Here is an 11,557-nt window from a genome sequence, read left to right as displayed (position 1 = left end):
TTAACTGATCAGCATTGCCGCGTGGCGGGGCTTTTGAGACTGCTCAGGGAAAAGCCTCTGGACTATTCGTCCAGGAAGCTGCGCAGCACTTCCGAGCGGCTCGGGTGGCGCAGCTTGCGCAGCGCCTTGGCTTCGATCTGACGAATACGCTCACGGGTGACGTCGAACTGCTTGCCCACTTCCTCGAGGGTGTGGTCGGTGTTCATGTCGATACCGAAGCGCATCCGCAGTACCTTGGCCTCACGAGCGGTCAGGCCGGCCAACACTTCGCGGGTGGCGTTGCGCAGGCTCTCGCTGGTGGCGGCATCCGCTGGCAGCGCCAGGGTGGTATCTTCGATGAAGTCGCCCAAGTGGGAATCTTCATCATCACCGATGGGCGTCTCCATGGAGATGGGCTCTTTGGCGATCTTCAATACCTTGCGGATCTTGTCTTCCGGCATGCCCATGCGCATGGCCAGCTCTTCCGGGTTCGGTTCACGACCCATCTCCTGCAGCATCTGACGGGAGATACGGTTGAGCTTGTTGATGGTCTCGATCATGTGTACCGGGATACGGATGGTACGGGCCTGATCCGCGATGGAGCGGGTAATGGCCTGACGGATCCACCAGGTAGCGTAAGTCGAGAACTTGTAGCCACGACGGTATTCAAACTTGTCCACCGCCTTCATCAGACCTATGTTGCCCTCCTGGATCAGATCCAGGAACTGCAGACCGCGGTTGGTGTACTTCTTGGCGATAGAGATAACCAGACGCAAGTTGGCCTCGACCATCTCTTTCTTCGCACGGCGGGCCTTGGCCTCACCAATGCTCATGCGACGGTTGATGTCCTTGATCTGGGCGATCGACAGACCTGTCTCTTCTTCGATCTGCTGCAGCTTGCCGATGGAACGCAGCACTTCTTCGTCCATCTCGACCAGACGCGGAGACCAGGCCTTGCCAGCCTGTTTCTGGTATTCAAACCAGGCAGTTTCGCACTCGTTGTTGGTGAAGGCCGCGACGAAGGTCTTCTTCGGCATCTTGGCCTGCTCAACGCAGAGCTTCATGATGATGCGTTCCTGCACGCGGACCCGCTCCATCATCTCGCGCATGTTGTTGACCAGGCGATCGAACTGCTTGGGCATCAGGCGGAATTGACGGAACACATCGGCCAGCTGGGCGATAGCGGCCTGGGTGTCGTCGTGGGCACGACCATTCTTCTGAATGGAGAGACGGGTGACTTCGTACTGGGCACGCAGTTCACCGAACTTCTCGCGGGCGACTTCCGGATCCGGACCACCGTCCCCGTCGTCGTCGGAGCTGTCGCCGTCTTCGTCTTCATCCTCGTCTTCATCTTCGTCTTCGTCAGCGAGATCGTCTTCACTGAGTTCGGAGCCGATGTGGGTGGCGGTCGGCGCCACGTCGTCCGCTTCGTTCGGATCGATAAAGCCGGAGATGATGTCGGACAGACGCAGTTGCTCGGCTTCGTACTTGTCGTACTGTTCGAGCAGGTAAGTGATGGCTTCAGGGTACTCGGCAACGGAGCTTTGTACCTGATTGATACCGTCCTCGATCCGTTTGGCGATGTCGATTTCGCCTTCACGGGTCAGCAGTTCGACGGTACCCATTTCCCGCATGTACATGCGGACGGGATCGGTCGTGCGACCAATCTCAGATTCAACAGATGCCAGAGCTTGGGCCGCTGCTTCGGCAGCGTCCTCATCGGCGGTACCACCTTCGGCCATGATCAGATCATCGGCGTCCGGGGCGTTTTCCACTACCTGGATACCCATATCGTTGATCATCTGGATGATGTCTTCGATCTGGTCAGAGTCGACAATGTCTTGCGGGAGGTGATCGTTCACCTCGGCATAGGTCAGGTAGCCCTGTTCTTTACCTTTGGCAACGAGGAGTTTAAGCTGAGACTGCGGGGTTTGCTCCATAGAACTCATCCGGTTGGTGTTGCTAGGTTGCGCGTACAGTGCGCTGCTGCGCAAATAGCCAATTCTAATAGAAAACCGCCAGACATGCTATGTCTGGTTGCGGCGTCGGTCATGAGAAACCCCTGCCCGCAGTATTGTCGGGGCCAGGCGGTTATAAAATGTTTGCTTTTAATCCCGTCGATTCGGGCAACGGTATTCATATTGGGACTAATCACTCAAATATCAAGCCCCGCTCTCATTTCTTTTCTCAATCTGTACCTCTCTGATCAGCATCATCAGCTCCTGTGTTTCCTCAGAGCTTAGCCTTTCCTGAGCCACCTTGGCCTGCAATTCTTCGATTCGTTGCTTCAGAAACTGGTTGATGAAACCGACGAAGGTATCCTGCAATTCTCCCAGAATATCCGGCTCCTGGTCGAGCTTGATCTCTTCAAACAGGTCGTGCATGGCCAATTGAGCCAGGATTTCCCCCTCCTTGGTGCCACGCCAGTGCTCCAGCAAGATGCCGGTCGTGATCCCTGGCTGAGTCAGGATCTGCTGATGCAACTGCAACAGGAACTTGATGCCCTGCACCCGCAGTCCAGCCAGTTCCGGCATGGCCGGCAGTTCGGCCGTCACCGCCGGATATTGCACCATCAGAGCCAGTGCCCGGCGAATGGGGGTCAGCTTGGCGGCCTTGGGCTTGCTGACTTCGCCCTTGGGCTGGCTATTGCGGGCAAACAGCTCGGCGATCCGCTGCTTGTTCTCCCCCCAACGCATCATGCTGGAGAGCCGGGTGATCAATCCTTCCCGGGTAAAGCCCTCCGGCACGCGACGGATCAGTTCGGCAGCCTTGTTGGCCACTTCAAACTTGCCCGCCTCACCAGAGAGGGCGGCATCACGCCCGAGACGCTCGAACATGAAATCGGCGAAGGGCTGGGCCTCGTCCAGCAAGGCCTCAAACCCCTCCTTGCCAATCTGGCGCACTAGCGAATCCGGATCTTCTCCATCGGGCAGGAACACGAACTTGAGTTCGCGCCCGTCCTGCAGATGGGAGAGTGCGTTGTCCAGCGCCCGCCAGGCCGCCTCACGGCCGGCGTTGTCACCGTCGTAACAGCAGACCACCTCGGCCGTGGTCCGAAACAGGGTGTGGATATGGTCGCTGGTGGTGGCGGTGCCCAGGGCGGCCACCGCATAGTCGATGTCGTACTGACCGAGCGCCACCACATCCATGTAGCCCTCCACCACCAGGATCCGGCGAGGATCCTTGTGTGCCTGCTTCACCTCGTAGAGGCCGAACAGTTCACGCCCCTTGTGGAAGATGGGGGTTTCCGGGGAGTTGAGGTACTTGGGAGTGCCGTCCCCCAGCACCCGGCCACCGAAGCCGATGACCCGGCCCCGCTTGTCACGGATGGGAAACATGATGCGATCGCGGAAGCGATCATAGCTGCCTGGGCCGCTGTCGCGGGGGATCAACATGCCACCGGAGATAAGCAACTGCTCGTGATCCCGGCTGGCGCCAAAGCGCCGACGCACCTGATCCCAGTCTCCCGGGGCATAGCCTATGTTGAAGCGCTTGACCACTTCACCGGTCAGACCACGCCCCTTAAGGTATTCCACCGCCTGCGGCGCGTTCTTGAGATTGCTCTCATAGAAGCGGGCAATCTGGTTCATCAGCTCGAACAGATCCTTGCTGACGGCAGGCTGAGAGCTTGCAGAGCCGCCCAGACTCTGCTCGCGGGGTACCTGCATGCCTTGCATGCTGGCGAGCTCTTCGATGGCGTCCGGGAATTCGAGTCCGTCGTACTCCATGACAAAGCCGATGGCATTGCCGTGAGCACCGCAACCGAAGCAGTGGTAGAACTGCTTCTCCTGACTGACGGTGAAAGAGGGGCTTTTTTCGTTATGAAAAGGACAACAAGCCTGATAGTTCTTGCCAGCCTTCTTCAGCCGCACTCGCGAGTCGATCAGCTCGACTATGTCTGTGCGTACGAGCAGATCATCGATAAAGGATTGTGGGATCCTGCCTGCCATAACCGTCCTGTTTCACTGCAGAGAAAATAAAAAAGCCGCGCATTCACAGGGAAGCACGGCTTCTTTCGACTAACAAGAGAAATGCCTGTTACGCCAAGCGGGTTTTCACCTGAGCACTGACGGCGCCGACATCGGCACGCCCCTGAATTTTCGGCTTCAAGACAGCCATGACTTTACCCATATCCGCCATGACGGCAGCCCCACTTTCGGTGATGGCTTGCTCGATCAACACGGCAATTTCCTCTGCGGTCAGCTGTTGCGGCAGGAATTCCTGCAGCACCAGAATCTCGGCGGACTCTTTGTCGGCAAGATCCTGACGACCGGCAGCTTCAAATTGGCTGATGGAATCGCGGCGCTGTTTGACCATCTTGGTCACGACAGCGAGGATATCCTCATCATTGAGCTCGACACGGGTATCGACTTCACGCTGCTTGATTTCTGCCATCAACAAACGGATCGCTCCCAAGCGAGCCTTGTCTTTGGCCAGCATGGCAAGTTTTTGTTGATCCTTGAGTTGATCCTTCAGAGACACGGCATGCTCCCCCGATTAGTACAGGCGGATACGACGTGCGTTTTCGCGGGACAGCTTCTTGGCGTGACGCTTGACGGCAGACGCTTTGGCACGCTTGCGAATGGTAGTCGGCTTCTCGTAGAACTCACGGCTACGAACTTCAGACAGGATACCGGCCTTTTCGCAAGAACGCTTGAAGCGACGCAGAGCAACGTCAAACGGCTCATTTTCACGGACTTTGATTACTGGCATGTGCCTTTCACCTCAGTGATATATGGTTAGCTGACCTTCAATCGATCAGCATGTCTTAAAATGGTGCGAAATTATACTCTGGACAGGGAATGAAAGTAAACCCGCAGAGATCGCTCTGGTTTAAAAAACCCGCGAAGGTTACCATAGCCGTCTCATTTTAGCAGTGAAATTTTTTAGCAATGCGTGTATTGGGCATAGAGACATCCTGTGACGAAACCGGGATCGCGATCTTCGACGATCAAAAAGGGATCCTTTCCCACCAGTTGTACAGCCAGGTCAAGCTGCATGCGGACTACGGTGGCGTCGTCCCCGAGCTCGCCAGCCGGGATCACGTCCGCAAGACGATCCCCTTGATCCAGGCAGCATTGCAAGAGGCGGGACTGGGTAAAGATGACATCGACGGCATCGCCTACACTGCGGGACCGGGTCTGGTTGGCGCCATCCTGGTGGGGGCCACCATAGGCCGCTCCCTCGCCATGGCCTGGGGTAAACCCGCCGTGGCGGTGCACCATATGGAGGGCCACCTGCTGGCTCCCATGCTGGAGGAGCGGGCCCCCGAGTTCCCCTTCGTGGCGCTGCTGGTCTCCGGCGGTCACTCCATGCTGGTGCGGGTCGACGGCATAGGTAGTTATCAACTACTGGGAGAATCCATCGACGATGCCGCTGGCGAGGCCTTCGACAAGACAGCCAAGTTGATGGGACTGGACTACCCGGGCGGCCCTCTGCTCTCCCGTCTGGCCGAGAAAGGCACCACGGGACGCTTCACCTTCCCCCGCCCCATGACGGACAGACCCGGGCTCGACATGAGCTTCTCCGGCCTCAAGACCTTTGCCGCCAACACCATAGCCGCCAATGGTGACGATGAGCAGACCCGTGCCGACATCGCCCGGGCGTTTGAGGATGCTGTGGTCGACACTCTGGCCATCAAGTGCCGCCGCGCCTTGAAAGAGACCGGGCTCAAGCGCCTAGTCGTGGCCGGGGGCGTCAGCGCCAACCGTCATCTGCGCGCCCAGCTGGCCGAGCTGATGGAGAGTCTCAAGGGCGAGGTGTTCTATCCGCGCACCGAGTATTGCACCGACAACGGCGCCATGATCGCCTATGCCGGCATGCAACGCCTCAAGACGGGCGTGTTCGAGCCGCTGGTCGTCAAGGCGGTGCCGCGCTGGCCGCTGGATACCCTGGATCCCGTGTGATCCCAAGGATCCTCTCGCAATGAAAAAGGGGCCTCTGGCCCCTTTGTTGTGACTGTCCTCGGCATAACAGCCGTCAGCTAGTTCGGATCAATTGGTTCTAAACAGGGCCTCGATGGAGAGCCCCTGTCCCAGCAGGATCTCCCGCAGGCGGCGCAACCCCTCGACCTGGATCTGGCGCACCCGCTCCCGGGTCAGGCCAATCTCGGCCCCCACGTCTTCGAGCGTCGCTGGCTCATAACCGAGCAGGCCGAAGCGGCGAGCCAGTACCTCACGCTGCTTGGGATTCAGCTCTTCCAGCCAGTGGACTATGCTGCTGCGCATGTCATCTTCCTGGGACTCCAGCTCTGGCCCCATGCCTCGCTCATCGGACAGGACATCGAGCAGGGCCTTGTCGCGATCGCCGCCGATGGGAGTATCCACCGAGGTGATCTTTTCGTTGAGCTTGAGCATGCGGTTCACATCGTCGACCGAGCGATCCAGCGCGAAGGCGATGTCTTCGGCGGTGGGTTCATGGTCTAGGCGGTGGGAGAGTTCGCGCGCGGTGCGCAGGTAGACGTTCAGCTCCTTCACCACATGGATCGGCAGCCGGATGGTGCGGGTCTGGTTCATGATGGCCCGCTCTATGGTCTGGCGGATCCACCAGGTGGCATAGGTGGAGAAACGGAAGCCGCGCTCCGGGTCGAACTTCTCGACCGCGCGGATGAGACCGAGGTTGCCCTCTTCGATGAGATCCAGCAGCACCAGGCCGCGGTTGTTGTAGCGCCGGGCAATCTTGACCACCAGGCGCAGGTTGGATTCGATCATGCGCTTGCGCGCGGCTTTGTCACCGCGCAGGGCACGACGGGCGTAGTAGACTTCCTCTTCAGCGGTGAGCAGGGGGGAGAAGCCGATCTCCCCCAGATAGAGCTGGGTGGCGTCCATCACCTTGTTCAGTTCCGGCACCATGAGCTCATCGGAGATGATCTCCTCAGCCTCGGCGGCAACCTCCTGAACCTCTTCTTCCTCCTGGGCCTCCAGCTCTTCGTCGAACTCTAACTCTGCATCCTGCATTACCAGTTGTTCTTGGCTCATGATATGTCTCCCTGACCTGAACCAGAGTAAGACCTAGCTCTCTGGGTTAACGCTTTGGCAAATAGCCCATAGGGTTGATTGACTTGCCTTTGTACCGGATTTCAAAGTGCAAGCGCACATCCGGCGCATCCGTGCTACCCATGTTGGCGATGACGGCTCCGCCTTTGACGGAGTCTCCCTCCCTGACCCTCAGCTCGTCGTTGTGGGCGTAAGCAGAGAGGTAGTCATCGTTGTGCTTGAGAATAATCAGCTTGCCGTAACCCCTGAGTGCACTACCCGCGTAGACCACTTTGCCGCCGCTGGCGGCGTAAACGGGTTGACCCTTCTGGCCGGAGATGTCGATGCCCTTGTTGCCCTGTTCCGCAACGGAGAAGCCTTCAACGACCCGTCCTTTCGCTGGCCAATGCCAGGAGAGAGTTGACTGGGAACTGATGTTTTTTTGTTCTTTCGCCTGAGCGTATGCTGTTGACGGTGCAGGAGCAATCGTTTTCTGAGCAATAAACGGTGTGGTCGTACCTGCCGGTGCTGTCGCCATGGGTTTTGGTCCAGAGCTGGTCACCGACGGTGTGGTCGCCGCTACCATCTGGCCGCCTGCCGCCGCACTCGAGCCTACGTTGAGTACCTGGCCAACATGGAGTGAATAGGGTGCCTGCAGGTTGTTGCGCTGTGCCAGAGTCTGATTGGACACATTGAACTGGCGGCCTATGCTGCTCAGGGTATCGCCACGACGCACCTCATAGGTACCGTTGCCGCTGGTGACAGGGCGGCTCATTGCCATGCCTGTGCTGACCACAGCGCCGGAAGAGCCATCCAGCCTGAGCTGCTGGCCCGGATAGATGTTGTAGGGGGGGCTGATCCCGTTGAGGCTGACCAGGGACGCGACATCCATGCCCGAACGGAATGCGATGGAGTACAGGGTATCCCCCTTCACCACTGTGTAACTGCCACCCTGCATGCCCGAATTGGCCATGTTTTGACGAGTCGGGATGGTCGAGGCAATGGGGTCATTGCCCAGACTCTGTACCGGGGCAGCAGTCTTGCTGGAAGAGCAGGCAAGCAGTAGCCATGACAATACGATGACACTGCTTCCTTGCCAAACACGCGAACGCATAGTGGATCCTTAACGACTAAACCAGAAATAGGCCGTAATGGCCAAACCAATACAGAGCCAGCCGAGCACATCCACATAGTGCATCAGCTTGCGCTCCATCTTCTCACCCCCCCATCGCATCAGACCCGCTACCAGGAAAAATCGCATGCCTCGGCCGATCAGCGAGGTCAGGATAAAGGGCAGCAGTGCCATGTGGAGCAAGCCTGCAGTAACGGTAAACACCTTGTAGGGGATCGGCGTGAAACTGGCAATAAAAATCACCCAGATCCCCCACTGCGCAAACCACTGCTCGGCCAGCGCAATCTTGTCTTCATAGCCAACCGAGATCACCAGCGGCTGGACCACGGGTTCCCACAGGGCATAGCCAAGGGCATAACCAAACAGCGCCCCCAGCACCGAGAAGAGGGTTGCCAACCCGGCGTAGTGCCACGCCTTGTGCGGCTTGGCGAGCGCCATGGGGGCCAGCATCACGTCCACCGGAATAGGCCAGAACACCGACTCGATAAAGGCGGTGATGGAGAGATACCAGGGGGCGTGCTTGTGACGGGCCCACTGCATCACCAGTACGTACAAACGGGAAAACAACTTCACTCCACATCTCCGTCAATCAGGGGAACAAAACGCACCGGCTCCAGGATCCGGCTGGTCAGCTGGGAGCCGGATCGCTCGATCAGCTGCAGAGTCTGCTGGCTATCCCCCACCGGCAGCACCAGACGCCCGCCTTCGGCCAGCTGATCGGTCAGGGCCTTGGGCACCTCGCTCGCCGCGGCCGTCACCAGGATGGCATCGAACGGTCCCTTGTTGGGCCAGCCCAGCCAGCCGTTGCCGTGCTTGGCCGAGACATTGTGCAGGTCGAGCTGGCGCAGCCGGCGCCGGGCCTGGAACTGCAACGACTTGATCCGCTCCACCGTGTAGACATGCTCCACCAGGTGGGCCAGCACTGCGGTCTGATAGCCGGAGCCAGTGCCGATCTCCAGCACATGGGCCGGATCGTTCTGGATCAGCAACTCTGTCATCCGCGCCACTATGTAGGGCTGGGAGATGGTCTGGCCATGGCCGATGGGCAGGGCCGTATTGTCCCAGGCCTTGTGAGCCATGGCTTCATCCACAAACAGCTGGCGCGGCACTTTCGCAATCGCCGCGAGCACGCGGAAATCACGAATGTCCTGGGCAATCAGTTGATTCAACAGGCGCTGTACTATCACAACGTCATCCCTGCAGATCCAGCCAGGCACCCAGACTCGCCAGACTGTCATAGGCAGTCATGTCGATGGTCAATGGGGTGATGGAGACATAACCCTGCTCGATGGCGGCGAAATCAGTGCCGTCTCCCGCATCCTGCTGGCTGCCGGGGGGGCCTATCCAGTAGATGGGCTGGCCACGGGGATCCTCGCTGCGGATCACCGACTCGGCGGGATGGCGGTTGCCAAGGCGGGTCACCCTGATCCCCTTGATCTGTTCGAGGGGCAGGTCCGGCACGTTGACGTTGAGGATCTGATCGGCAGGCAGGGGATGTTTCATCAGCCCCTTCACCAGCAAGGCCGCATAGTGGGCCGCCGTGGCGAAGTGGGTCTTGCCCACCAGGGAGATGGCGATGGAGGGGAAGCCAAGGTGGCGTCCCTCGGTGGCCGCAGCGACCGTGCCCGAGTAGATGACATCATCCCCCAGGTTGGCGCCGTGGTTTATTCCGGCCACCACCATGTCCGGCTCCGGGCGCACCAGCTCGTTGACCGCCAGGTGCACGCAGTCGGTCGGGGTGCCCTTCACCGCATAACTCTCGCGGCCATTAAAGCCGGTTTCGCCAAGGCGCGTAACCCGCAGCGGCACTTCCAGCGTCAGGGAGTGACTCGCGCCGCTGCGGTTGCGATCCGGCGCCACCACAATGACTTCGCCGCAGGCAGTCAGCGCCTCGCTGAGGGCACGAATGCCCTCGGCATGTACTCCATCGTCATTACTGACCAGAATTCGCATCGGTTGGGTTCCTGAAACCGTGATCGGCCTCTTCGGCCTGCATTAACTCGCGCACCACGCTGGTGGCAAAGGCACCGGCCGGCAGGAAGAAGGAGAGGGTCAGCACCTCGCCATCCTGCTGCCAGCTCATCTGCTCCGGCTTGAGCAGCAGTGGACGCCTGTCCTGATCCAGTCCGGCCTTCTCCAGTCCGTCACACCATTCGGCGTAAGGGGCCAGCACTGCCTGTTCAAACTCGGCGGCGGCACCCTGGCTCGCCAGTCGGCCACGGCCCCACTGGGGGGCGGTGAGCTGCACGTCGCCGGAGGCGAGGCGCGCCTCCAGCTCGGGAGTCAGCACCTCTTCACTGAAGATGGAGTGGCTGCCCCTCAGCATCACACAGTCACCGGCCAGCAGCTGGTGTGCCAGCCCCTGTTCGATGCGGGCGCTGACAATGGCGTTGAACAGCATGCTGCGGGCGGCGGAGAGATAGAGGGAGCGCTTGTTGCGATCCTTGATCCGCTTGCCGGCAAACATCGCCTTGGCCGCGTCCAGGTTGTTGCCATCCCGGCCAAAGCGCTGCTCGCCGTAGTAATTGGGCACGCCCTGAGTGGCGATGGCCTGCAGCCGGGCTTCCAGATCGCCTGCCTGTTCCAGACCGGTGAGGCGCAGGGTGAAGTGGTTGCCCTTGAGGTAGCCAACTCGCAACTTCTTGTTGTGGCGCTTGGCCTGCAGGATCTGGATGCTGTCGCTCTGGATGACAGAGAGATCCGGTTCGCCCTTGCCCGGCAGATGAATGCCGAACCACTGCTCGGTCACCGCGTGGCGATCCTTGAGACCCGCCCAGGTCACCGCATTGCGGTTGACACCGGCCGCATCGGCCAGCAGGCCCGCGACCCAGGCGGTGTTCTCGCCGGTTTTGCGCACCCGCACGAAGATGTGCTCCCCTTCCCCGCAGGGTTCGAAGCCGAGATCTTCATTCACCACGAAGTCGGCGGCCTCGGCCTTGAGGATACCGCGGGCGACCGGCGCCCCGTGCAGATAGCTCAGCTGTTCCAGCATCATTGTTTCACCAGTAAGACGACGGCTTCGGTGGCGATCCCTTCCTTGCGCCCCGTAAACCCGAGTTGTTCTGTGGTGGTCGCCTTGACATTCACCCGGTTCAAATCACATTGCAGATCGGCCGCCAGCACGGCGCACATAGCCCCGATATGTGGCGCCATCTTGGGAGCCTGGGCGATGATGGTCACATCCAGGTTGCCGATGGCATAGCCCGCCTGCTGTACCCGGGCAAAGACGTCCCGCAGCAGGATGCGGCTGTCGATCCCCTTGAACTCGGCGGCGGTATCGGGGAAGTGACGGCCGATGTCACCGGCGCCTATGGCCCCCAGCAGGGCATCGCTCACCGCATGCAGCACGACGTCACCGTCGGAGTGGGCCAGCAGGCCCTGCTCATAGGGTACCGGGACGCCACCCAGCATGCAGGGGCCAACCCCGCCAAACTTGTGCACGTCAAAACCATGTCCAATTCGCATCATGCCT

12 protein-coding genes are annotated in these 11,557 nt (G+C 59.7%); 1 reads left to right on the top strand and 11 read right to left on the bottom strand.

What is annotated here, in order from left to right:
* Positions 1-62: 62 nt before the first annotated feature.
* The 4 genes from rpoD to rpsU all read right to left on the bottom strand — a co-directional run bounded on the left by rpoD (position 63) and on the right by rpsU (position 4,692).
* Positions 63-1,958 (bottom strand): RNA polymerase sigma factor RpoD, encoded by a 1,896-nt coding sequence (gene rpoD, locus BN1127_RS05155; protein WP_263685420.1) that lies wholly within the window; start codon positions 1,956-1,958, stop codon positions 63-65.
* A gap of 183 nt (positions 1,959-2,141) precedes the next feature.
* Entirely contained in the window at positions 2,142-3,929 is a 1,788-nt protein-coding gene (gene dnaG, locus BN1127_RS05150; protein ID WP_005331907.1) for a DNA primase, read from the bottom strand.
* An 88-nt stretch (positions 3,930-4,017) separates the two neighbouring features.
* Complete coding sequence (locus BN1127_RS05145; RefSeq protein ID WP_005331908.1) at positions 4,018-4,461, bottom strand: GatB/YqeY domain-containing protein; 444 nt, start codon at positions 4,459-4,461, stop codon at positions 4,018-4,020.
* A 15-nt stretch (positions 4,462-4,476) separates the two neighbouring features.
* Complete coding sequence (gene rpsU, locus BN1127_RS21155) at positions 4,477-4,692, bottom strand: 30S ribosomal protein S21 (RefSeq protein ID WP_005309452.1); 216 nt, start codon at positions 4,690-4,692, stop codon at positions 4,477-4,479.
* A gap of 179 nt (positions 4,693-4,871) precedes the next feature.
* Here rpsU and tsaD point away from each other — a divergent pair, with 179 nt between their 5' ends.
* Positions 4,872-5,885: a tRNA (adenosine(37)-N6)-threonylcarbamoyltransferase complex transferase subunit TsaD gene (tsaD, locus tag BN1127_RS05135; protein WP_005331910.1), complete on the top strand. Its 1,014-nt coding sequence runs from the start codon at positions 4,872-4,874 to the stop codon at positions 5,883-5,885.
* An 87-nt stretch (positions 5,886-5,972) separates the two neighbouring features.
* On the opposite strand, the gene rpoS is transcribed toward tsaD, so the two are convergent.
* The 7 genes from rpoS to ispF are packed head-to-tail and all read right to left on the bottom strand — an operon-like array spanning position 5,973 to position 11,553.
* The gene (gene rpoS / locus BN1127_RS05130; RefSeq protein WP_005331913.1) at positions 5,973-6,956 is read right to left on the bottom strand and encodes an RNA polymerase sigma factor RpoS; all 984 of its coding nucleotides are present in this window, start codon (positions 6,954-6,956) and stop codon (positions 5,973-5,975) included.
* Positions 6,957-7,002: 46 nt separating this feature from the next.
* Entirely contained in the window at positions 7,003-8,067 is a 1,065-nt protein-coding gene (locus tag BN1127_RS05125) for a LysM peptidoglycan-binding domain-containing protein (RefSeq protein ID WP_041205045.1), read from the bottom strand.
* A gap of 9 nt (positions 8,068-8,076) precedes the next feature.
* Positions 8,077-8,658 (bottom strand): YqaA family protein, encoded by a 582-nt coding sequence (locus tag BN1127_RS05120; RefSeq protein WP_041205044.1) that lies wholly within the window; start codon positions 8,656-8,658, stop codon positions 8,077-8,079.
* The gene (locus BN1127_RS05115; protein WP_005332743.1) at positions 8,655-9,272 is read right to left on the bottom strand and encodes a protein-L-isoaspartate(D-aspartate) O-methyltransferase; all 618 of its coding nucleotides are present in this window, start codon (positions 9,270-9,272) and stop codon (positions 8,655-8,657) included. Before BN1127_RS05115 ends, BN1127_RS05120 begins: the two co-directional genes overlap by 4 nt.
* Positions 9,273-9,276: 4 nt before the next feature.
* A complete protein-coding gene (gene surE / locus BN1127_RS05110; RefSeq protein ID WP_042648740.1) occupies positions 9,277-10,038 on the bottom strand; it encodes a 5'/3'-nucleotidase SurE in 762 nt (253 codons plus the stop codon).
* Positions 10,019-11,077 (bottom strand): tRNA pseudouridine(13) synthase TruD, encoded by a 1,059-nt coding sequence (truD, locus tag BN1127_RS05105; protein ID WP_042648742.1) that lies wholly within the window; start codon positions 11,075-11,077, stop codon positions 10,019-10,021. The genes surE and truD overlap by 20 nt, the downstream gene beginning before the upstream one ends.
* Positions 11,077-11,553, bottom strand: a complete 477-nt coding sequence (gene ispF / locus BN1127_RS05100) for a 2-C-methyl-D-erythritol 2,4-cyclodiphosphate synthase (RefSeq protein WP_042648739.1) — start codon at positions 11,551-11,553, stop codon at positions 11,077-11,079. Before ispF ends, truD begins: the two co-directional genes overlap by 1 nt.
* Between the last annotated feature and the right edge of the window lie 4 nt (positions 11,554-11,557).

It is taken from the genome of Aeromonas media, assembly GCF_000819985.1.
GTDB classification, from domain to species: Bacteria; Pseudomonadota; Gammaproteobacteria; order Enterobacterales; family Aeromonadaceae; genus Aeromonas; species Aeromonas media.
Note: the sequence above shows the minus strand (reverse complement) of the source record. Positions and strands in the feature narration are given on the sequence as shown.